The sequence below is a fragment of the Desulfobulbus oralis genome (assembly GCF_002952055.1).
GTDB classification, from domain to species: Bacteria; Desulfobacterota; Desulfobulbia; order Desulfobulbales; family Desulfobulbaceae; genus Desulfobulbus; species Desulfobulbus oralis.
Window position 1 is genome coordinate 1,208,831 of sequence record NZ_CP021255.1, and the last position, 22,136, is coordinate 1,230,966.

20 protein-coding genes, 1 tRNA gene and 3 pseudogenes are annotated in these 22,136 nt (G+C 57.8%); 20 read left to right on the plus strand and 4 right to left on the minus strand.

Annotated elements, in window-relative coordinates; genetic code table 11:
- Positions 1–39: 39 nt before the first annotated feature.
- The 3 genes from CAY53_RS05375 to larAH5 are packed head-to-tail and all read left to right on the plus strand — an operon-like array spanning position 40 to position 3,363.
- Entirely contained in the window at positions 40–1,602 is a 1,563-nt protein-coding gene (locus tag CAY53_RS05375) for a tripartite tricarboxylate transporter permease (RefSeq protein ID WP_104936255.1), read from the plus strand.
- On the plus strand, positions 1,595–2,056 hold the full coding sequence (locus CAY53_RS05380) for a tripartite tricarboxylate transporter TctB family protein (RefSeq protein ID WP_104936256.1): 462 nt from the start codon (positions 1,595–1,597) through the stop codon (positions 2,054–2,056). Before CAY53_RS05375 ends, CAY53_RS05380 begins: the two co-directional genes overlap by 8 nt.
- A gap of 53 nt (positions 2,057–2,109) precedes the next feature.
- A complete protein-coding gene (gene larAH5, locus CAY53_RS05385) occupies positions 2,110–3,363 on the plus strand; it encodes a nickel-dependent malate racemase, LarAH5 family (RefSeq protein WP_104936257.1) in 1,254 nt (417 codons plus the stop codon).
- A gap of 135 nt (positions 3,364–3,498) precedes the next feature.
- Here the strand turns inward: larAH5 and CAY53_RS05390 are convergent, their stop codons facing one another.
- Together CAY53_RS05390 and CAY53_RS05395 are read right to left on the minus strand one after the other, a co-directional pair.
- Positions 3,499–4,233, minus strand: a complete 735-nt coding sequence (locus tag CAY53_RS05390) for an IS5 family transposase (protein WP_104936258.1) — start codon at positions 4,231–4,233, stop codon at positions 3,499–3,501.
- A gap of 142 nt (positions 4,234–4,375) precedes the next feature.
- Positions 4,376–4,534: a hypothetical protein gene (locus tag CAY53_RS05395; RefSeq protein WP_104936259.1), complete on the minus strand. Its 159-nt coding sequence runs from the start codon at positions 4,532–4,534 to the stop codon at positions 4,376–4,378.
- A gap of 304 nt (positions 4,535–4,838) precedes the next feature.
- Between CAY53_RS05395 and CAY53_RS05400 the strand changes: the two genes are divergently transcribed.
- The 14 genes and pseudogenes from CAY53_RS05400 (at position 4,839) to CAY53_RS12905 (ending at position 19,819) form a co-directional block, all read left to right on the plus strand.
- Positions 4,839–5,072: a helix-turn-helix domain-containing protein gene (locus tag CAY53_RS05400; RefSeq protein WP_104936260.1), complete on the plus strand. Its 234-nt coding sequence runs from the start codon at positions 4,839–4,841 to the stop codon at positions 5,070–5,072.
- Positions 5,069–7,198 (plus strand): annotated as a pseudogene (locus CAY53_RS05405) (type I restriction-modification system subunit M). The gene CAY53_RS05400 and the pseudogene CAY53_RS05405 overlap by 4 nt, the downstream one beginning before the upstream one ends.
- The gene (locus tag CAY53_RS05410) at positions 7,195–8,661 is read left to right on the plus strand and encodes an ATP-binding protein (protein WP_104936261.1); all 1,467 of its coding nucleotides are present in this window, start codon (positions 7,195–7,197) and stop codon (positions 8,659–8,661) included. Before CAY53_RS05405 ends, CAY53_RS05410 begins: the two are co-directional and overlap by 4 nt.
- A 414-nt stretch (positions 8,662–9,075) precedes the next feature.
- Positions 9,076–9,849, plus strand: coding sequence for a restriction endonuclease subunit S (locus CAY53_RS05420; protein WP_104936263.1), 774 nt, complete (start codon positions 9,076–9,078; stop codon positions 9,847–9,849).
- A 79-nt stretch (positions 9,850–9,928) separates the two neighbouring features.
- Positions 9,929–10,342: a restriction endonuclease subunit S domain-containing protein gene (locus tag CAY53_RS12530; protein WP_146106413.1), complete on the plus strand. Its 414-nt coding sequence runs from the start codon at positions 9,929–9,931 to the stop codon at positions 10,340–10,342.
- On the plus strand, positions 10,339–11,487 hold the full coding sequence (locus tag CAY53_RS05425; protein ID WP_104936264.1) for an ImmA/IrrE family metallo-endopeptidase: 1,149 nt from the start codon (positions 10,339–10,341) through the stop codon (positions 11,485–11,487). The genes CAY53_RS12530 and CAY53_RS05425 overlap by 4 nt, the downstream gene beginning before the upstream one ends.
- Positions 11,484–11,977: pseudogene (locus CAY53_RS05430) on the plus strand (DUF4411 family protein). Before CAY53_RS05425 ends, CAY53_RS05430 begins: the two are co-directional and overlap by 4 nt.
- Positions 11,974–15,009: a type I restriction endonuclease subunit R gene (locus CAY53_RS05435; protein ID WP_104936266.1), complete on the plus strand. Its 3,036-nt coding sequence runs from the start codon at positions 11,974–11,976 to the stop codon at positions 15,007–15,009. The pseudogene CAY53_RS05430 and the gene CAY53_RS05435 overlap by 4 nt, the downstream one beginning before the upstream one ends.
- A 15-nt stretch (positions 15,010–15,024) precedes the next feature.
- A pseudogene (locus CAY53_RS13885) lies at positions 15,025–15,583 on the plus strand (Fic family protein); the annotation flags it as partial.
- 33 nt (positions 15,584–15,616) lie between these two features.
- Positions 15,617–16,168, plus strand: coding sequence for a hypothetical protein (locus CAY53_RS05445; protein ID WP_104937455.1), 552 nt, complete (start codon positions 15,617–15,619; stop codon positions 16,166–16,168).
- Positions 16,149–18,542, plus strand: a complete 2,394-nt coding sequence (locus tag CAY53_RS05450) for a TOTE conflict system archaeo-eukaryotic primase domain-containing protein (RefSeq protein ID WP_181040440.1) — start codon at positions 16,149–16,151, stop codon at positions 18,540–18,542. Before CAY53_RS05445 ends, CAY53_RS05450 begins: the two co-directional genes overlap by 20 nt.
- Positions 18,543–18,588: 46 nt before the next feature.
- Positions 18,589–18,831: a helix-turn-helix domain-containing protein gene (locus CAY53_RS05455; protein ID WP_104936267.1), complete on the plus strand. Its 243-nt coding sequence runs from the start codon at positions 18,589–18,591 to the stop codon at positions 18,829–18,831.
- 73 nt (positions 18,832–18,904) lie between these two features.
- Positions 18,905–19,519, plus strand: a complete 615-nt coding sequence (locus CAY53_RS05460) for an IS630 family transposase (protein ID WP_104936268.1) — start codon at positions 18,905–18,907, stop codon at positions 19,517–19,519.
- Between the two features lie 123 nt (positions 19,520–19,642).
- On the plus strand, positions 19,643–19,819 hold the full coding sequence (locus tag CAY53_RS12905) for a hypothetical protein (RefSeq protein WP_181040441.1): 177 nt from the start codon (positions 19,643–19,645) through the stop codon (positions 19,817–19,819).
- 130 nt (positions 19,820–19,949) lie between these two features.
- Here CAY53_RS12905 and CAY53_RS05470 read toward each other — a convergent pair whose 3' ends face one another.
- Positions 19,950–20,417: a GNAT family N-acetyltransferase gene (locus tag CAY53_RS05470; RefSeq protein WP_219842736.1), complete on the minus strand. Its 468-nt coding sequence runs from the start codon at positions 20,415–20,417 to the stop codon at positions 19,950–19,952.
- A gap of 23 nt (positions 20,418–20,440) precedes the next feature.
- On the minus strand, positions 20,441–20,923 hold the full coding sequence (locus CAY53_RS05475; RefSeq protein WP_104936270.1) for an MlaD family protein: 483 nt from the start codon (positions 20,921–20,923) through the stop codon (positions 20,441–20,443).
- 198 nt (positions 20,924–21,121) lie between these two features.
- Here CAY53_RS05475 and CAY53_RS05480 point away from each other — a divergent pair.
- The 3 genes from CAY53_RS05480 to rpsI all read left to right on the plus strand — a co-directional run bounded on the left by CAY53_RS05480 (position 21,122) and on the right by rpsI (position 22,093).
- Positions 21,122–21,196: transfer RNA gene (locus CAY53_RS05480), tRNA-Gly, on the plus strand.
- A 61-nt stretch (positions 21,197–21,257) separates the two neighbouring features.
- Entirely contained in the window at positions 21,258–21,689 is a 432-nt protein-coding gene (gene rplM / locus CAY53_RS05485) for a 50S ribosomal protein L13 (RefSeq protein ID WP_017865911.1), read from the plus strand.
- Positions 21,690–21,700: 11 nt separating this feature from the next.
- A complete protein-coding gene (gene rpsI / locus CAY53_RS05490) occupies positions 21,701–22,093 on the plus strand; it encodes a 30S ribosomal protein S9 (RefSeq protein WP_104936271.1) in 393 nt (130 codons plus the stop codon).
- Positions 22,094–22,136 lie beyond the last annotated feature (43 nt).

Here is a 22,136-nt window from a genome sequence, read left to right on the forward strand (position 1 = left end):
TATAAACAAAGTCGGCGTGTTTCCCTTCAGGAGGGCCCAATGACCGAATTCATCCTCCCCTCCCTGCTAAATTTGGCGGATCCCCTGAGCATATTTCTGATGGTTGCGGGCCTTGCAGGCGGCATCGTCATCGGCGCCTTGCCGGGGCTGTCAGCCACCATGGGCGTGGCCCTGATGGTACCGATCACCTTCGCCATGTCGCCCGCTCAGGGCCTGGTCATGCTGGGGGCCATCTACGTCGGCGCCATTTACGGTGGCGCCAATTCGGCCATTCTCATCTGCACGCCGGGCACGCCATCTTCCGTAGCCACCACCTTTGATGGCTGGCCGCTGACCCAGCAAGGCAAAGCGGACAGCGCCCTGTATACCTCGCTGCTCGCATCCGCCTTCGGTGGGATTGTGGGCGTGTGCTTTTTGCTCTTTCTTGCGGCCCCTCTGGCCCGCTTTGCGCTGAAATTCGGTGGACCGGAGAATTTCTGGCTCTGTCTCTTCGGTCTGAGCACCATTGCCGTTATGAGCCCTGGCAACATGGGCAAGGGCGTTGTTTCCGGCGCCATTGGTCTTCTGGTCGCCACCATTGGACTTGACCCCAATGTCGGCGTGCCTCGTTTCACTTTTGGCAATTATGGGTTGATGCAGGGCATTTCCGTTATTCCCTGTATGATTGGATTGTTTTCCTTCTCACAGGTTTTGTACCTTGTCGGCACCAACAAGACTTTTGTGGCGGAATACAATCCGCACAGCGGCACCTTCATGCAGGTGTGCCGGCATCTGAGCGGCCGTTGCAAGGCGATCCTGCTCCGCTCCTCGCTGATCGGTTCCTGGGTGGGCATGCTGCCCGGTGCGGGCGGCGAAATTGCCTCGATCATTGCCTACAACGAAAGCAAGCGCTGGTCAAAGACCCCGGAGATGTACGGCAAGGGCTGCATAGAAGGCGTAGCCGCTTCGGAGAGCGCCAACAACGCCGTCATTGGCGGCGCTCTCATTCCTCTGCTCACGCTGGGCATTCCCGGTAGTGCCGTAGCCGCGGTTATTCTGGGGGCACTGATGGCCCACGGCATCCAGCCGGGATTCAAAATCTTCACAGAAACCGGCACGCTGGCCTATACCTTTATCTTTTCCCAGTTTGCCGTCAACCTGCTCGTGGTGCCTGTGGGGTTTGCCCTGTGCCGTTGCATGGCGCGGCTTCTGACCATCCGCCTGACTTACGTGGCGATCAGCATTGTAACGCTGTCCTTCATTGGCGCCTATGCCATTGCCAACAGCATGGTGGATGTCTGGACCGTGGTGGTCTTCGGTTTTGTGGGCTATTTCGGAGGCAAGGTGGGCATGGATGCCGGCGCCATGGCGCTCGGCGTCATTCTCGGGCCCATGATTGAGGAAAATCTGGGCAAGTGTCTGGATTTGGCCCATTCTGTTGACGGTGGCCTGCCGGCCATCATGTTTGGCGGTCCCATCAATAAGGTGCTCATAGCCGCTCTGCTGCTCTCCTTATCGACCCCCTTTCTTTTGCGCCTGAAGAGACTACGCAAACAGGAGCTGAAGGCCGCGCACCGCTTCCAGCGGGAACACAAAATGAAAGGAGGTGAAAGACATGCGTAAAAGTTCCAGCGACTTTCTCTGCGGTCTCGCTTTTCTTGCCGTCAGCATCGCCTTCGCCCTGCAGATGGGCACCTTGGAGGGCAAGAGTCTGATCTTCCCGCGTACCCTGGCAGCGGTCATTGCGCTGGGTGGATTGTGGTTCATGGGCAAGGGGCTGATCCTGCGCCGCCTGGAAAAGAATCCCCATCCCCACGGCGACCCAGTGGCTTGGAAGCTGGTCACCATTATCGCTGTGGTTTCCATGGGCTATGCACTGCTCATCCTGTGGCTGGGCTTTTTCAGCGCCACCTTCTTGTTCGTTGTCACAGCATCATTGCTCTTGGGCGACAGAGCGCGTGGCCTGTCCTGTTTATTGGGCGTTGGCGTGCTCTACAGTCTGATTTTTGTAGCTCTGATTTGGCTCGTTTTTGTGAAACTGCTCAGCGTGCCCACACCTTCGGGGCTGCTGTTCTGAAGAGCCTTGTCCGTTGTCGGCTTGGCTCCGCATGTGTAACGAGAGCTATTCCCATGAAGTACAGCATCAGATATGGGCCAGGTGCGTTGAGCATCATCCTGCCCGATTCCTTGCACGTTGACGTATTCACCCCCCGTTTCGCTCAACCGCTGGCCGATCCCCTGGCCTTGTTCGCCCGTGCTCTGGACAATCCCGAAGGCGTGCCGCCGCTGGAGGCCATGCTTGAGCCACGCTCCGTCGCCATTGCAGTGCCGGACGAAACGCGGCCCTTTCCCCTGAAAGCGCTCCTGCCCGCCCTGTTGGACCGGCTCTTTGCGGCTTTTCCCAAGCTGGCGCATGAAAAGGTTCGCATCGTGGTCGGCGGCGGCCTGCACGAAGCCCCGGATCAGGCACAGCTTGCGCGCATTCTCCCCCAGGATTTACGTGGCTGTTCGGTAGTAAGCCACGACGCGCGCCGCTCCGCAGTGCGGCATATGGGTTGGACCAGTCGTGGAACGCCGGTGGAAATCAACACTGCCTATGCCGATGCCGAATTGAAAATCGTGATGGGCATGGTGGATGTTCACCAGTTTGTGGGCTTTACCGGCGGTGCCAAGGGCGTGGCAGTGGGTTGCGCCTCTGCTGCCATGATTACAGCCAATCACCGGATGTTGAGCGAAGCGGGCGCCTTTGCCGGCAACATCGAGGGCAATCCGGTGCGGGATGATCTTGACGAGGCGGGTGCGATTGCCGGCGTGAAGCTGGCCATCAACGTGGTCCTTACGCCCGAAAAAGAGATCGCTGCCCTGTTCGTGGGCGATCCGCCCCGGGTCATGCGTTCAGCTGCGGCTGAAAGCCGTCGGCTCTGCGGCCTTTCGCTGTATGACCGATACGACATCGTTATAGCCTCCTGTGGCGGGGCTCCCAAGGACATCTGTCTCTACCAGGCCCAAAAGGGGCTGGAACCGGCTCGTCATTGTGCCCGGCCGGGAGGTAAAATACTGCTGCTCGCCCAGTGCCCGCAGGGTATCGGCGACGAGCGCTACACGGCCTATGTGGCCCGATTTTTCAGCCATGACGCTGTGTTGCGCGATTTCAGGCGGCACGCATTCGCCATGGGGGCACACAAGGCTTTCCTGTTTGCGCGGACGGCTGCGGAACATGAGCTGGTGCTGCATACCGATCTGCCGGATGCCGATACGGCCCGATGCCTGCTTAACAAGGGCGATGCCCAGACGACCCTGAATGGCTGGTTCCGGCAGATTCCGGCCGCCAAAGTGGCCATTTTGCCCTACGCCAATACGACTTTCTTTCGGCGCACAGACTGATCCGTTTAGTTTCCTCAGCCCCGACTGTCGTCATTGGAGGCGGCCGGGCTGTCACCCGTTGTTTTTATCGTCACTTAGTACGGCCGCTGCACCGTCTCTGTCAGCTTCGGAAGGGATGTCCGGGCTCAGTCCTTATTAATCGAGATAGCATATGACGGAAGCCGCGAGGCACAGAGCTGAAAAGAAGGTATGCGCGCAGCGGTCATAACGCATGGCTATTCTCCGCCAGTCCTTGATCCTGCCAAACATGATCTCAATCTTGTGCCGCTGTTTATACAGATCTTGATCGTACGGGCAGGCTTTCTTCCGGCTCCTTCTGGGCGGGATGCAGGGCGTAATGCCTCTGGCACGCAGGGCATCACGGAACCAGCCGGCGTCATAACCACGGTCCGCCAGAAGCGCCCTGGCCTCGGGCAAAGCATCCATGGCATCCATAAGCAGGGTGGCTCCTTTGTAGTCGCTCACCTGGCCTGCCGTGAGCGTCGCAGAGGGCATGGTTTTGGAGTTCAGCCCGCCCTTTGTACGTCCGATGCAGCGGGAAAGAGCCCTTTTTTGAGCAAACTGGCGGCGGTACGATGCGCCTTGAGGTGGGTCGCATTGATCATCACCTGGCCATCCCCGCTGTTTTTGCCAATTCGGTAAAAATATTGTTGAAGACGCCCATCCGGCTCCAGCGCAAAAAACGATTGTAGAGCGTCTTGTACGGGCCATACTCGCGCGGCGCATCTTGCCACTCAGGCCATGTTTGATGACATAAATGATGCCGTTGATGACTTTCCGGTTATCGACCCGCGGAATACCATGAGAACGTGGGAAGAAGGGCTTGATACGTTCGAGTTGTTCGGCAGAAAGGTAGAAAAGTTGGCTCATGGCGTCCTCCCTGAGCACAACCAACCAGATTTTCTGCTTTTTGGCAATTAATAAGGCCTGAGCCTAGTGGACGGGTTTTGTTTTTCTGCGTCTTGTCATCGAATTACACCGCTTTCAGGGTGTTGGCGCTGCCGCTCCCCGATCACTCTATTTTCGGAAAACTTGTCATATCCCGCTTCTCTTTCACCTCAAAACTCTCCGCGTTCTTACCCCCAAACTCCTGCCCACGTCCAGTGTCCTGCATTTTTTGCTGTAACCGCTGTTCGGCGATCTCATCGGTAAACTGGTTGATACTCTTCATGATTTATATCAAACAGGTCGTTGATGTACTGGCCGGTCGTTCCTTATGGGTTCTACCCTTACTTGCCGGAGACCCGGAAAACATGTCGGGGGATGCCGGTAAAATTTTTTCGTGCTGGCCTGCTGAGGAGAACTGACCAGGTGGCGGCGGGATGTTTCGAGAAATTTGAAAAGAATCACCATATTCCAACTTTTCACATGCTTTGTCACCTGCTATATTGGAAGGCCGTCATTGTACCTTGGACAAATTACATTCGCTCGCCGCCGGTGAGTTGAGGGCGCATCAGGAATTTAGGCAATCCGATATGGCAAAGGCTCCGGAAAATTTTGCGGAGACGGTCAAAGGAGTCCGCCAGCAACTGGGGCTCAGCCAGGAAGAGCTGGCCCATGAACTGGGCGTGAGCTTTTCCACGATCAACCGCTGGGAAAACAGCAAGACGGTTCCTTTCAAGCTGGCGAGAAGGCAATTCGAAGCTTTTTGTAAAAGGATGGCAGGACAGGGCAAGCTGAATCTCGATAACAAGGATATGCAACCATGACCCCAGGCAATTTTCAGCAACTGGCGAATTTCATCTGGTCGGTGGCTGACCTGCTGCGTGGGCCGTACCGGCCGCCGCAGTACGAACGGGTCATGCTGCCGCTGACGGTGCTGCGCCGTTTCGATGCTGTGCTGGCCCCCACCAAGGAGGCGGTGCTCAAACGCTGCGAGACCTTGAAGGATAAAGACCCGCAGCTGGTGGACCGGGTATTGAACGAGCTGGCAAAGGACGAGGACGGTAAACCGCTGGGCTTTCACAATCGCAGCCAGCTCGACTTCCGTAAACTCAAGGGCGACCCGGACAATATCGGCCGTCACCTGGCCGATTATATCAACGGCTTCTCCGAGAACATTCGCAAGATCTTCGAACGTTTCGAGTTTGATAAGGCGATCGAAAAACTTGAAGAAGCCAACCGCCTCTACTAGGTGGTTGCGCAGTTCGTCGAAATCGACCTGCATCCACGCCGCGTGGACAACATTACCATGGGACTGGTGTTCGAAGACCTGATCCGACGCTTCAACGAGGCAGCCAACGAGACCGCCGGTGACCACTTCACCCCGCGCGAGGTCATCCGCCTGATGGTCAATCTGCTGCTGGAACCCGATACCCAGGTGCTCACCCAGGCGGGCAAAATCGTCACCATCTGCGACCCGGCCTGCGGCACCGGCGGCATGCTGGCCGAAAGCCAGCACTGGCTGCGCGCCCACAACGAACAGGCCACGGTCAAGGTCTACGGCCAGGACTACAACCCGCGCTCCTACGCCGTCGCCGCCTCCGACCTGCTGATCAAAGGGCACAAGGACAGCCTCATCGAATACGGCAATACCCTGACCAACGACCAGTTTTCCGACATGCGTTTCGACTACCTGCTGGCCAATCCACCCTTCGGCGTGGACTGGAAAGGGGAGAAGGCGGAGATCGACCGCTGGCCCGACTTTCGCGGCTACAACGGCAAGTTGCCGCGCATCAACGACGGTGCGCTGCTCTTCCTGCTCCACATGATCGCCAAGTTTCAGCCGTGGCAGCAGGGCAACCGCGACAAGCCCGGCTCGCGCATCGCCATCGTCTTCAACGGCTCGCCGCTCTTCACCGGCGGCGCGGGCAGCGGTGAAAGCGAAATCCGCCGCTGGATCATCGAACACGACTGGCTGGAAGCCATCGTCGCCCTGCCCGAGCAGATGTTCTACAACACCGGCATCGGCACCTTCGTCTGGGTGCTGAGCAACCGCAAAGAGGCACACCGCAAGGGCAAGATCCAACTGATCGACGCCCGCGAGCGCTGGACGCCGATGAAACGCAGCCTCGGCAACAAGCGCCGCTGGCTCGATGAAAAGGCCATCGATGAAGTGACCCGCGAGCACGGCGCGCTGACCGAATCGAAGACAAGCAAGATCTTTGACAATGCCGATTTCGGCTACCGTCGCGTCACCATCCTGCGCCCGCTGCGCCTCAAGTTCCAGTTCACCCAGGAGGCCAAGGAACGCTACCTCGACACCTGCCCTGAACTGCTCGATGCCGTGCTGGCCATCGAAGAGGTATTCGGCAGCGAGCCGCATTACGACTGGAATCAGGTTCGGGACGAGGTGCAGAAGATTGTCAAAAGGTTGCCCGGCGATGTCGAAGGCTGGGCCAGGGGTGCCAGGGGCACGGCACAGAAAAAGGCCTTCCGCGATGCCTTCACCGAGGTTGCCCCCGAGGCCGAGCCGGTTATCGCCAAGGTGCACAAGGAAGCCGCGCTGGATATCGAAGCCCTCTTTCCCGGTCAAACCCTGCCCGAACTTTCGCCCGATGAGCTGCAATCCTTGTTGGGACTGCACCCGACGGGCAAAGGGAAATATGTTGAGTACGAGGCCGACTCCAACCTGAAGGATTTTGAAAACATCCCCCTCAAGGAAGACGTGATCAGCTACGTGCTGCGCGAGGTACGCCCCTATGTGGCGGACGCCTGGGTCGACCGCGACACCCTGGACGAGCAGGACGGCGGTATCGGCAAGGTGGGCTATGAGATCAACTTCAACCGCGAGTTCTTCCAGTACCAGCCGCCGCGCCCACTCGCCGAGATCGATGCGGAGCTTGCTGCGGTGGAGAAGCGGATCATGGGGCTGTTGCGGGAGGTGACGGAGTGAGCATCGACCGACCGGAAAGCGAGTTGCATGGCATCTTGGCCGAGTTGCGCAAACTGCCCAGCGAAACCGAGTGGGTCGAGTTCAAGCACAACAATGACGAACCGGACGAGATCGGCGAATACCTCTCCGCCCTGGCCAATGCTGCCGCCCTGACCGGGAAGGTGAGCGCCTGGCTCGTCTGGGGCGTAAGCAATGACACCCACGAGGTCATTGGCACTACATTCAACCCAACGGCGGCCAAGGTCGGCAACGAGGAGCTGGAAAGCTGGTTGCTGCATCTGCTCTCACCCAAGATCAACTTCCGCTTTTACACGGTTCAGCTCGAAGACAACATGGTCGTCCTGCTGGAAATCAGTGCGGCCTTCCGTCATCCGGTGCAGTTCAAGGGGACAGAGTTTATCCGCGTCGGCTCCTACAGAAAGAAGCTGAAGGACTTCCCGGAAAAAGAGCGCGAGCTGTGGCGGGTGTTTGATCGCACGCCCTTTGAAAAGGAGATCGCCGCCGAAAATATTGCTGCCGAGGAGGTGCTCCGGCTGCTCGATTATCCCGCCTATTTCGACCTGCTCTCTCTGCCGCTTCCCGAGGGGCGGGACGGTATTCTGTCCGCCCTAGCGGCCGACGACATGATCGCTCCGGGCAAGGGCGGCAAATGGAATATCACCAACCTCGGCGCCGTGCTGTTCGCCAAACGGCTGGCCGATTTCCGCACCCTAGCCCGCAAAGCGGTGCGCGTTGTTCTCTACAAAGGTGAAAACCGTGTAAAAACCGTGCGCGAGCAGGAGGGCAGCAAGGGGTACGCCGCCGGATTCGAGGGGCTGATCGGTTTTGTCACCAACCTGCTGCCCAGTAACGAGGTCATCGGCCAGGCCCTGCGCAAGCAGGTGCCCATGTTCCCGGAACTGGCCATCCGTGAGTTGGTGGCCAATGCCATCATCCACCAGGACTTTCACCTGACCGGTACCGGCCCCATGGTGGAGCTCTTTGCGGGCCGCATGGAAATCACCAACCCCGGTCTGCCGCTGGTGCAGACCGACCGCTTTCTCGACAGCCCGCCCCGCTCCCGCAACGAAGCCCTGGCCTCCTTCATGCGCCGCATCGGCATCTGCGAGGAGCGCGGCAGCGGCGTGGACAAGGTGGTCATCCAAACCGAGGTCTTTCAGCTTCCCGCACCTTTTTTTGAAGCCACGGACGAACACACCCGCGTCGTCCTCTTCGCCCACCGTGAGTTCAAGGCCATGGACAAGACCGACCGCATCCGTGCCGCCTACCTGCATGCCTGCCTGCGTTACGTGCAGCGGGACTACATGACCAACACCAGCCTGCGTGAACGCTTCGGCATCGACGAGAAGAACAGCTCCATGGCCTCCCGCATCATCAGGGATACTGTCGAAGCCGGTCTGATCCGCTGCCATGACGAGACTGTCGGCAGCCGGGCCAGAAAATACCTGCCGAGGTGGGCATGATGAAAAAAAAGACTTTTGCTTGACCGTTGTTTGACTGGACGCCGCCACCCAGGGGCCTTGTCCTGCTCTAACATGCGCTATTCCCACAGGTTTGGCAGATTCCCATTGCTTGACCGTTGTTTGACTGGCCAGCCCGAATCCCAAGTGGCGGAGAAGCGGGTTACGGGCCTCTTGCGGGGGATGCCGGTGGCTTCAGTTGTCAAGGAATGCTTGTCTACTGCCGAGGGCGGGCAGTGGCCTGGGGCGGCAACTGTCAAGGCATCCTTGACAGTTCAAAACGGGGACGGTCACAGCGCCCATTTCAGGGGGATCGCGGAGCTGGAGCGGATTGAAAAACAGCTTGAACAGAAAAAGGCAAGGCGATGAAGCCGGGCGTAATGATGGCCTCACACGAAGGCACGAAGACACGAAGGATTGAAACCCGGCGACTCCGCTTTCTTGTTTGATACGAAATCGGGTGCCACTCCGTCCAGTGGTGTTGAAGAGTACTGGGATGGCGACATCAATTGGGTGACGCCAGAAGATTTGGGGAAACTTGAAAGCCGATACATTCAAGATACTCGTCGCCGCATCACAGAAGAAGGGTACAAAAATTGTGGTGTAAGCCTTGTTCCCGCGGACTCCTTGATCTTGTCAAAACGAGCACCGATTGGGCTGGTGGCTATTCTGTCCGTCGATGCCACATGCAACCAAGGTTGCTTCCTCCTTACAAAGCAAAATGGTGTCGATGAACGGTTCTATTATTACGCACTGCTTTACCTTCGGCCATTACTTGAGATTCTAGGCCGTGGCTCAACTTTCATGGAATTATCCGCAGATGACCTGCGATCTGTGCGGCTACCATACCCCGATGTCGAAACCCAACGCCTGATCGCCGGCTACCTCGACCGCGAAACCGCGCGCATCGATGCGCTGGTGGCGGAAAAGGAAAAGATGCTGGCCCTGCTGGAAGAAAAGCGCGCCGCCCTCATCAGCCGCGCCGTCACCCGCGGCCTCGACCCCACCGCCCCCCTCAAACCCTCCGGCCTCGACTGGCTGGGAGATATTCCGGCACATTGGGAGGTTTGGCGCCTCAAATATTTGGCAGAAGTGCGCGGCGGTTTAACCCCCTGGGCAAAAAGTATTCGCGAAACGACCTTATCGAAATGGTATATCTCAGGGTTGCTAATGTGCAAGATGGCTACTTGAAGCTTGATGAAATGCAAACAGTCGAGGGGTTACCCCAGAGGAAGCTGAAAATTACCTTCTCCAGCATGGCGATGTTCTGATGAACGAAGGCGGCGACATTGATAAATTAGGCCGTGGTTGTGTATGGCGGGAAGAGATAAAATCATGCCTTCATCAAAACCATGTTTTCTCTGTGCGACCACGCCTTGTCGAACCTGAATGGCTTGCACTTTGGACCTCTACGCTTGAAGCAAAGCGTTACTTTGAACAACGCGCCAAAAGATCGACCAATCTGGCGTCCATCTCAGGAACAAATATCAAAGAGTTGCCCGTTCCTATGCCTTCCATGGATGAGCAGCTCAGCATAAAAACACATATCGAGATTTCAACGAAAAAGATCTTGGCGATTCAGTTGGAGATGCAACAGTCCATCGAACGACTCAAAGAACGCCGCGCCGCCCTGATCACCGCCGCCGTGACCGGCCAGATATCTGTCGAGGAGATGCAGACATGAACACCGTCCCCGCCTCCATTCCAGTTTTGCGCTGGGCAGCGGATCGGGCCTGTCTCTCCGATGCCATACTGGAAAAGCATTTTCGCAAATGGCCACTGTGGCTCACCGGCGAGGCGCAGCCAACCTTGAAGCAATTGGAGAACTTTGCCCGACTCACTCACACCCCCATCGGTTATTTCTTCCTGCCCGAACCGCCGGAACTGGAACTGCCTGTGCCGGATTTCCGCACCTTGCGAGATGAAGCCATGCTTGAGCCCAGCAGCGCCTTGCTGGATACCCTCTATCTCTGCCAACAACGGCAGGAGTGGTTCCGCGACTATGCCCGCATGCACGGCCTGCCCCGGCTGACTTTTGTCGGCAGCGTGACCCTTGCGGATCAAGCTGAGGATGTGGCTGAAGCAATGCGGCAGTCCTTGTCTCTCTCCATTGCCGAGCGGAAGGGCCTGCCGACCTGGATGGATGCCCTGCGCCAGCTCATCGCCAAGGCCGAGGAGGCCGGGGTGTTGGTAATGGCCAGTTCCATTGTCGGCAGCAACAGCCATCGAAAACTGAACGTGGATGAATTTCGCGGCTTTGCCCTGGCCGATGATTTGGCGCCGCTGGTGTTTTTGAATGGCGCGGACAGCAAGGCAGCTCAGATGTTTACCCTGGCCCACGAATTAGCCCATATCTGGCTGGGTGAAAGCGGGGTGTCCGATCCGGAGGCGGGAAATATCCCCGAGCAAGGGATTGAAAAATGGTGCAACCAGGTGGCCGCTGAACTGTTGATGCCGCTGGATGAACTGCGCCAGGTGTATGAACCTGGTTCGTCAGTGGCCGCGGAGATTCAACGTCTGGCCCGCCTGTTCAAGGTGAGTACCCTGGTGGCCTTGCGCCGCCTGTTCGATGCAGGATTTATCGATCAAACCACCCTGTGGCAATGCTACCGCAAAGAGGTCGAGAGAATCAGGGGACTGGAGCGTAGCAGTGGCGGCGGTGATTTTTATCGCACCCTGGGTGCGCGTACCGGCAAACTCTTCGCCCGGGCGATTCTCTCCAGTACCCTGGAGGGGCAGACCCTGTTTCAGGACGCCTTCCGTATGCTTGGTGTGCGCAAGACTTCCACCTTTTATGAAGCTGCACGCGAGTTGGGGGTGATGCTATGACCTACCTCCTCGATGCCAATGTGTTCATCCAGGCCAAGAACCTTCACTACGGGCTGGATTTCTGTCCTGCGTTCTGGGAGTGGTTGATCGATAACAATGTCTCCGGCCGGGTATTCAGCATCGACAAGGTGGCTGATGAGATCGCCGCCGGTGCGGATGAACTGACCGACTGGATGCGAAATAGCGGTAACGGCCTTTTTCTGAAAACCGATACGGCGATAGCTGCCCAATCCGGCAGAGTAAGCGCCTGGGCTACCGGCCAGCAATACGAACCAGCTGCAATCAATACCTTTTTGCAGGTAGCGGATTTCTATCTGGTAGCGCATGCGCTGGCAGGCGGGCATGTGGTGGTTACCCACGAGGTGCCTGCCAATTCCACCAAGCGAATCAAAATTCCCAACGCCTGTATCGGACTGGATCTGCGCTTCATGACCCCTTACGAAATGTTGCGAGGGAGAAGGCGAAGTTTGTTTTGGGGGCGAAACCATGAAGCAAACCTCCGAAGCCGCCTTTGAAACCGCCATCGAAGCGGTGTTGCTGCATGACGGCTACAGCAAGCTGGCCTCCGGCGCTTTCGATACCGAGCGGGCCATCTTCCCCGGCGAGGCGCTGACCTTTATCCGCGAGACCCAAGCCAAGACCTGGGAGAAACTCGAAGCCCTGCACGGGGCGGAGACCGGCGAGCGGGTACTCTCGGCGCTCACCAAATGGCTGGACACCCACGGCGCCCTGACCACCCTGCGTCACGGCTTCAAATGCTTCGGCAAGACCCTGCGTATCGCCTTTTTCCGCCCGACCCACGGACTCAACCCGGAGCTGGAGGCGCGCTACCGCGCCAACCGGCTGGGCATCACCCGGCAGCTCCATTTCAGCGGCAGGAACAAGAAATCGCTGGATGTGGTCTTATCGGTCAACGGCATTCCGGTGGTGACCCTGGAGCTGAAAAATGCCCTCTCCGGCCAGACGGCGGCCAACGCCATCCACCAGTACCGTCACGACCGCGACCCGCGCGAGCCTATCTTCCTCTTTACCAAGCGCACCCTGGTGCATTTCGCCGTGGATACCGAAGAGGCGCACATGACCACCCGCCTGGCCGGAACCAGCACCCACTTTCTGCCCTTCAACCGGGGCTGGAACGGCGGCGCGGGTAACGCACCGGACAGGCAAGGACGCAACTACAAGACCGCCTACCTGTGGGAAGAGGTGCTCTCGCGTGACAGCCTGCTCGACCTGCTGGCGCGGTTCCTTCATCTCGAGATTGACGAAACGGTCAGCGACGAAGGCAAGAAGGTGCGCAAGGAGACGATGATCTTCCCCCGCTACCACCAGTTGCAGGCGGTACGGCAGATGGTGACGGCGGCGGGCAGCGAAGGCGTCGGCCATAACTACCTGGTGGAACACTCGGCGGGCAGCGGCAAGAGCAACACCATCGGCTGGCTGGCGCACCGGCTCTCCTCTCTGCACAACGAGCGGGACGAGCGCATTTTCGACAGCGTGGTGGTGATCACCGACAGGGTGGTGCTCGACCGCCAGTTGCAGAACACCATCTACCAATTCGACCACCGTCAGGGGGTGGTGCAGAAGATTGACGAGGACTCGCGCCAACTGGCCGAGGCACTGGAAGCGGGCGTGCCGATCATCATCACCACCCTGCAGAAATTCCCCTTCGTCTCCAGACAGTTGATGAAACTGGCGGAGGAGCGCGGGGCAGGCAACAGCTATCTGCCGACGCGCAACTATGCGGTGATCATCGACGAGGCGCACAGCTCCCAGTCTGGGGAGACGGCCACTGAGCTCAAAGGTGTTTTGGGCGGTGCTGAATTGATCCGCAAAGCGCTGGAAGCGGCCCAGGAAGAAGGTGAGGAGGAACTGGAGCGGTTGTTTCGCGCCATGGCCAAGCGCGGCCGCCAGCCCAATATGAGCTTTTTCGCCTTCACCGCCACGCCTAAACATAAAACCCTGGCGATCTTCGGCCGGGGTGGCGAGCCTTTCCACCGTTACACCATGCGGCAGGCCATCGAAGAAGGCTTTATCAAGGATGTGCTGAAGAATTACGTCAGCTACAAGACCTACTACAAGCTGATCAAGAAGGTCGAGGACGATCCCAACGTCGAACGCAAGAAAGCGGCCCGGGCGCTGGCCCGTTTCATGCGCCTGCACCCACACAACATTGGCCAGAAAACCGAGGTGATGGTCGAGCACTTCCAGCAGCATACCCGCCACAAGATCGGCGGCCACGCCAAGGCGATGGTGGTCACCGGTTCGCGGCTGGAGGCGGTGCGCTACAAACAGGACTTCGACCGCTATATCGGCGAGAAGGGCTATCCCATCAAGAGTCTGGTGGCCTTTTCCGGCACGGTGGAAGACGACAAGGTGCCCGGGAAGACCTACACCGAGGTCGAGATGAATAGCGGCTTGCAGGAAAAGGAGCTGCCGGAGAGCTTCGCCAAAACCGATTATCGGGTGCTGCTGGTGGCGGAGAAATACCAGACCGGTTTTGACCAGCCGCTGTTGCACACCATGTACGTGGACAAGCGGTTGGCCGGGATTCAGGCGGTACAGACCCTTTCGCGCCTGAACCGCACCCATCCGCTGAAGGACGACACCTTCGTGCTTGATTTCGTCAACGACCCGGATGAGATCCGGGAGGCGTTTCGCCAGTATTACGACGGCTCGATCATGGGGGAGGAAGTCGACCCGGATCGGCTGTATGAGGTGAAAGCCGGGCTGGACAGGTCGGGCATCTATTTGCAAGACGAGGTGGACGAATTTTCGCGCATTTTCTTCGCGCCCAAGCGCCGCCAAAGCCCGGCCGACCACAAGAACATGAACGCCCTGCTGGATCAGGCGGCGGCCCACTTTGCCCAACTGCAAAATGATGAAGAGGAAGAGGCTGATCTGTGGCGCGGCAAAACCCAGGCGTTTCGCAATCTCTACAGCTTTTTGAGTCAGGTCATTCCCTATCAGGACAGCGATTTGGAAAAGCTCTTTACCTATCTGCGCCACCTGGCCTTGAAACTGCCCAAGCGCAAGACCGGGCCGGGGTACCAGTTTGACGAGGAGGTGGAACTTGACTACTACCGGCTGCAGAAGATCAGTGAGGGCTCGATCAATCTGGCCGAGGGGTATGCCAAGCCGCTCGACGGGCCGCGGGAGGTTGGCACGGGCGAGGTTCGGGAAGAATACGTCACGCTCTCCCGCCTCATCGACATCATCAACGAGCGTTTCGGCACCGGGTTGAGCGAAGCCGATCAGCTTTTCTTCGATCAGATCGCCGAGGCGGCAAGCCAGAACGAAGCCTTGCGTAAAGCCGCCGAAGTGAACTCCCTCGACAAATTTCAGCTGGTCTTTCGCCAGGTGCTGGAGTCTTTGTTCATTGAGCGCATGGAGCTCAACGAGGAGCTGTTTACCGACTACATGAGCAAGCCGGAACTGCGGGACCTTGTTTCTACATGGCTTGGCAGTCAGGTATATGACCGGCTGGGCGGCTCAAAAGACGGCATTGTCTCTTGGAAGACGTGAGGCGGAAGAGACAGCATGAAATATCAGCCGCCTGCACCGTCACCGGCGATCCTGAACCGGGTCGCCGCCATCAGCGGAGCCATCGGGCGGTTCCGTGCTCGCCGATCAGGCCGGAGCCTTGCGGCTGCGGCGCATCAACCGTATCCGCACCGTTCACGGTTCATTGGCCATCAATGGCAACACTTTAAGCGAGGCGCAGATCGCCGCGTTCTGGAGGGCAAGCGGGTGATTGCCCCGCTCCGCGAGGTGCAGGAGGTGAAAAAGGCCCTGGCTGCCTACGAACGCTTCTGCACTTGGAAACCAGAGGCCGAAAAGGACCTGCTGGAGGCGCACCGGATTCTGATGTCCGGCCTGGTCGACGGGACTGTATTGGCATGGCGGCGTGGCGTCATAGCGGGAAACCAAGTAATTCACATGGCTCCGCCCGCCGATCTGGCGCCACATCTGATCGCCGCTTTGTTCCGTTGGCTGGCCACCACCGACGCCCATCCGCTTATCGCCAGCCCGGTCTTTCACTACGAGTTCGAACGCCTGCACCGAGGGCAACGGCCGCATGGGGCGGCTGTGGCAGAGTGATTCGGGCCATCAGGAGCAACCAACGGATTTCATGAAAAAATCAAACAAGAAAAAACCGACCTGGACCGATCTCAAGCGCCAGCTTGCCGGCTTCGACCGTCCGGAGCTGCTGGCCCTGATTCAGGACCTGTACGCAGCCAGCAAGAACAATCAGGCTTTTCTCCATGCCCGCTTCGCTCTGGGCGAGGATGTGCTCGAACCGTACAAGGTCACCATCGACCGCTGGGTTTGCCCGGATGTCATGCGCAATCAGGATATCTCGGTCGCCAAGGCCAAGAAGGCAATCTCCGATTACAAGAAAGCCATAGGCCGGCCGGAAGGGCTGGCTGAGCTGATGGTGTTCTATTGCGAATCCTGCACGAACCTGCTCGGCTACTGCGGCATGGATGACGAGGGCTATTTCAACGCCTTGGTGCGCATGTTCGAGCAAGCGCTGAAGGCGACTGCGGAGCTTGAGCCAGATCGGCAGAAAGCATTTGTCGAACGGCTTGAATGTGTCCGGCACGAAGGCCACAACTGGGGCTGGGGCGTTGGTGATGCCATGGACGATCTGATGGCGGAGTATGGATTTGCCGAAGAATAACCAGAGACTGAATGAACGAGACGAGCTGCGGCGTCTGCGCGAGGAGAACGCCCGCCTCAAGAAACTGCTGACCCGGCACGGTATCGCCTGGCAAGAACCGGCCATCCCTGAACCCGTCCCTGCCCCACCCGAATCCGCACTGCCCCCAACCCATTTCACTACAGACGACAAGATCGCTCTGTTCCGCCGCCTGTTCCGGGGGAGGGAGGATGTCTATCCCCAACGCTGGGAGTCGGCCAAGGGAACGTCCGGCTATGCACCAACCTGCGGTAACAAGTGGAAACCTGGCATCTGCCACAAGCCCCGGGTGAAATGCGGCGATTGCAACCAACGCCAATTGCTGCCCGTGACCGATCAGGTGATCTATGACCATTTGGCCGGGAAGCAGACCATCGGCGTCTATCCGCTCCTGAGCGACGACAGGTGCACCTTTCTGGCGCTTGATTTCGATGAGGCTGACTGGCGGGAGGATGCCCAGGCTTTCATGCGATCCTGCCGGGAACTCGGCATTCCGGCGGCGCTGGAGATTTCCCGCTCCGGCAATGGCGCTCACGCCTGGATCTTTTTTGCCGGGCCGGTTCCGGCCCGCGAGGCCCGGCAGCTCGGGGCCGCACTGATCAGCCATACCTGCGACCGCACCAGGCAATTGTCCCTGACCAGCTACGACCGTCTGTTTCCCAATCAGGACACCATACCCAAGGGAGGCTTCGGCAACCTGATCGCGCTGCCCCTACAGAAACAGCCGAGGGAATCAGGGCGCAGCGTGTTCGTTGATGAACACCTGCAACCTCATTCTGACCAGTGGACCTTTCTGGCTTCCATCCGTCCCATGTCCCGGCGGGACCTGGAAGACGCCATTTTGCGGGCCAGCGGCGGCCGCCATCCCCTGGATGTGGCCTTTACCACCGAGGAGGAAGACAGCAAGCCCTGGCAGCGACCATCATCCGTACCCGTCCGGATTGCCGGTCCTTTACCGGATTCTCTGACCCTGGTGCTGGCCAACCAGATTTTCATCGCCAAGGCCGATCTGCCCCAGCCGCTGGCCAACCGCCTGATCCGCCTCGCGGCCTTTCAGAATCCGGAGTTCTACAGAGCCCAGGCCATGCGCCTGCCGGTGTGGAACAAGCCGCGCATCATCGGCTGCGCCGAGAACTACCCCCTGCATATCGGTCTGCCGCGAGGCTGCCTCGATGCGGTGCTCGACCTGTTGCAAGAGAATGACATCTGTCCGGAACTGCAGGACGAGCGCCTTTTGGGACGGAAGCTGACAGCCAAGTTCACCGGCGCCTTGCGCAGAGACCAAAAAGCAGCATTGCGGGCGATGCTCAAAGACGAGATCGGCGTGCTCTGTGCCCCGACGGCCTTTGGCAAGACGGTCACAGCTGCGTCCCTGATCGCGCGACGCAGAGTGAGCACACTGGTACTGGTCCATCGCACCGAATTACTGCGCCAGTGGCAGGAGCGATTGACCGGGTTCTTGGAGTGTCCGAAAGGAAGCTTGGGCATCATCGGCGGCGGCAAGAAAAAACCCTCCGGCAAGATCGACATCGCGGTCATGCAGTCCCTGTCACGTTGGGAAGATCTTGGCGAACTGCTCGACCAGTACGGACAGATTATCATCGATGAATGCCACCACCTGTCGGCCTTTTCCTTCGAGGCAATCCTCAAGCAGGCCAAGGCGAAATACGTGGTGGGTCTGACCGCCACCCCGATACGCCGCGACGGGCATCAGCCGATCATCTTCATGCAGTGCGGGCCGATCCGCCACAGTGCCGCCAGACCGGATACCGCCCCGGCGCGACTGGAGGTCTGGCCGAAAGCCTTTCCCGCTCAGGAGATCCCGCCGGATTCACCGATTCAGGATGTGTTCCACATTCTCGCTGGCGATGAGACCCGCAACCGACGCATCGCCGAAGATGTCCTGACATCCTACCGCGAAGGGCGAAAGGTGCTCGTACTTACCGAGCGAACGGATCATCTGCCGCTGTTGCGGGAGGCCTTGGGGGATGAGATCAAGCACTGCTTTGTTCTGCATGGCCGTTTGTCGAAGAAGCAGCGAGCGACGGTGTTGGCCGAGCTGGAGGCATTGGACGAGTCGGTACCGAGGGTGTTGCTCGCGACCGGCCGTTTGATTGGTGAAGGCTTCGACCACCCGCCACTCGACACCCTGGTGCTGGCCATGCCGATCTCCTGGAAGGGAACCTTGCAGCAATATGCCGGACGTCTGCACCGGGAGCACGCCGACAAGCAGGATTTGCGTATCTACGACTATGCCGAGACCGATCAGCCTCAGCTCAACCGCATGTGGAACAAACGCCAGCGCGGCTACCGAGCCATGGGGTACGAGATCAAACCGGTGGAGACCGTTTTTTAGAGCATTTCAACTTTCAAATTATTCAAGAAAAGTTTAGATTTGAGACATGAAAACAGCCAGTTCAGAACTACGTGCGGTTGCGGTCAAGGCTTATGGCGCGGGCGTTTCACGGCAACAAATCGCTGACATCCTGGGCTACCACCTGAACAGTGTGAGCCGGTGGATTCGTGAATTTGAACGGGAGAAGCGGCTTGAGGCGCGCCCACGCGGGCATCGGGTTGCTATTTTCTCCGAGGCTGAACGCCTTGAACTTGTTGAACTGATTGGGAAGCAGCCGGATATCACATGAGAGGAACTCCGCTCGCACTTCGCAAAAGATTGCTCGTTGAATGCCATTCACAAGCTCCTAAAAAAAATCGGCTTTGTCGTTAAAAAAAACTCTGCGGGCCAGCGAACAGGAAGGCCTGGATATAGCCCAGGCCAGAGGGGCATGGGCAGAGTTTCAAAAAACACCTGACCCAAATCGCCTGGTTTTTCTCGATGAATCCGGTGTAAAAACCAATATGACCCGATTGTATGGCCGCGCTTTAAAGGGCGCGCGTTGTCATGACGCAGCACCCCACGGGCACTGGGAGGCAGTGACGGTTTTATCTTCCATCCGGCTGGACGGGACGACAGAGTGTATTGTCTTTGCAGGAGCTGTGGAGAGGAAGATGTTCGATGCATATGTCAGGAGTATGCTTGCCCCTGCTCTGCGGCCCGGTGATGTCGTGATTATGGACAATCTTTCCGTTCATAAATCGCAGGCTGCCTGTGATGCCATACAGGCAAGGCACGCTGAATGCCTGTTCTTACCGGCCTATAGTCCCGACCTGAATCCCATCGAAAAGATGTGGAGCAAGGTGCAGCAGATATTGCGGGGGATCAAGGCCAGAACCAACGAAGACCTGGTTGCGGGAGTCGGGGAAGCCCTGGACCGCGTTTCTGCAAACGATGCCCAGGGCTGGTTCAGATCTTGTGGCTATATACAATCTTAAAGTTGAAACGCTCCAGTACGGCCGCCGCATCGTCTCTGTCAGTTCAGGAAGGGATGTCTGGGCTCAGTCCTCATTAATTGCAAAAAGCAGGAAATCTGGTTAGTTGTGCTCAAGGAGGATGCCATGAGCCAACTTTTCTCCCTTTCTGCCGAACAACTCGGAGGTATCAAGCCTTTCTTTCCACGTTCACATGGTATTCCGCAGGTCGATGACCTGAAAGGCGGCATCATTTATGTCATCAAGCATGGCCTGCAATGGAAAGACGCGTCGCGTGAGTTGGCCCGTATAACAGCCCGTTGAAAAAACCGCAGCAATGCGCACTGCGAGTAAAAAACCTCGTAAGACAGAAAGGAAACTCACTGATTATTCGTCACTTGGAATTTGCAATTCCTGTAGCCTGAAACCTGAAATATAGTTTTTCAACAGGCTGCTAGGTAACATTGTCTGGACATCTCAGAGTGAGACGCAGCATGTCAAAGAGCTGTATCCCGTTTTCGAAAATTGGCTCAGGGTAATTTTTGACGAAGAAGTCATGGTCAATACTTGTGACCCGGAAGCCGTGCCTCTGGTAGAAGGCCAGTTGATAACCAAACGTTCCAGTACCTACTTCTATTTGGCCTGCGCCAGATTCACAAAAGAAATCAATGATCCATTTCAGGAGCGCTGTGCCGTAGCCGGATTTCTGATGGGCTGGCTGCACAACAATATTCATTATCTCATATGTACCGGCGCCACGTGGTTTGACTACGCATGCGCCAACAACAACCTCACCATTTGAAGCAACGAAGCACTTTGCCCCTGGAAGATACGAACGAATCTTGTCTGATAACGGGTCGGCGAGCAGGAGCAAGTCCATTGGAGCATCCGATGCTGGAACTTCTTGGATCAATAGCGACATTTTTGCTCTATTGCTTAACACGATCAGTTGCCGCCTGTCTGCTTTTTGATGTAGCGCCAAAAGTCCGAGCGCTCCAGATCCGTGACGTTGCGGGCGAAGTGCAGCACCTGCCAGACCAGATAGGAGTCCACACCGTCGATGATGGCATTTTCTTTCAGCGTGACGGCAAGCTCGCCGCCCAGATCCCCCAGACCACGTACCAGCATGGCCGCGTGGGTGCTGCTTGCCGGATCGGTGTCGATATAGCAGGCCAGGGGCGGCTTCAGCTCCGTCCACTTGTCGCTGTCGATGCGGATGCGGACCGCGGCCCGGCCATCCTTGATGCCGACATCCCTGACCGTGCCGATGACGATGCCGGACTGATAGACTTTGTCGGCCTTGGCGATGCCCTTGCCGTCGGCAAAGAGCACTGTGAGCTCCTTGCCCGCCGGTTTGCAGGCAAAGGCCAGGGCAGCGAGGAGAAAAAGCACGGCAAAGTTTCGGCAGATACGCGCAGATCGTTTCATGGCAAACCTTCAGGGAGAATTGAGTGATTCGTTTTCCTTACCGCTTTTTTCCGGACATTTCGACAGCAAAAGCGGAAAGGGGCAGGGCCAATGCTGCAAAAGGGAGCCGGCTGGTGGAGGCAATCTTCTTTTTCACTTTCCTGTTGACAGCCAGGATCAGAATCGGTATATCCGTTCCTCGCAACGCTTAAAGCGCAGGCGGGAATAACTCAGTGGTAGAGTGCAACCTTGCCAAGGTTGAAGTCGCGAGTTCGAATCTCGTTTCCCGCTCCATAAAAGGTTCAAGGCTCGAACCGAAGTTCGGGCCTTTTTTCTTCTATCAGGATTTGAACGGATGAAAACCTACTTCACCCCGGTCGAGAAGATTGAACGGAAATGGTATGTGGCCGATGCCGACGGCAAGACGCTGGGGCGTGTGGCTGCCGAGGTGGCTGTGTTGCTGCGCGGCAAGCATAAGCCAAGCTTCTGCACTTTTCAGGATAACGGCGACTTCGTCATTGTGGTCAATGCCGAGCGCATCCACCTGAGCGGTGACAAGCTGGAACAGAAGGTCTATTACCGGCATTCCGGTTATCCGGGTGGTCTCAAGGAAACCACGGCCCGCGAGTTGCTGGCCAAGGATCCGGAAGAGATGATCCGCAAGGCTGTTCGCGGCATGCTGCCCAAAAACAAGCTGGGGCGGGCCCAGTTGAAGAAGCTCAAGGTTTATGCGGGCCAGGAGCATCCGCATCAGGCCCAGAAGCCGGAAATTTACGAGATTCGCTAACAGGAGCACGTATGGTTCAGGAAAAAACCTACGCAACCGGCAAAAGAAAGACGGCAATCGCCCGTGTCTGGCTGAAGCCGGGGAGCGGCAAAGTGGCTGTCAATGCCATGGAGCCGGCCGAGTATTTCGGTAATCTCTACTATGAACCCAAACTGAGCAAGCCCTTTGCCGTGACCAATACCACGGACAACTACGACGTGGTTGCGACTGTGGCAGGCGGCGGCAAGAGCGCCCAGGTTGACGCGCTGGTACATGGTATTGCCCGTGCCCTGCAGGAAGTGGATCCGGAAATGCGGCATTCCCTGAAAAAAGCCGGTCTTCTGACTCGCGATCCGCGTGGCAAGGAACGTAAAAAGTACGGCCTTCGTTCTGCCCGCGCCCGGTTCCAGTTCTCCAAGCGTTAATCGGCAAACTGTTCTTTCGCATTTTGTCGTTGATTTTTCAGGG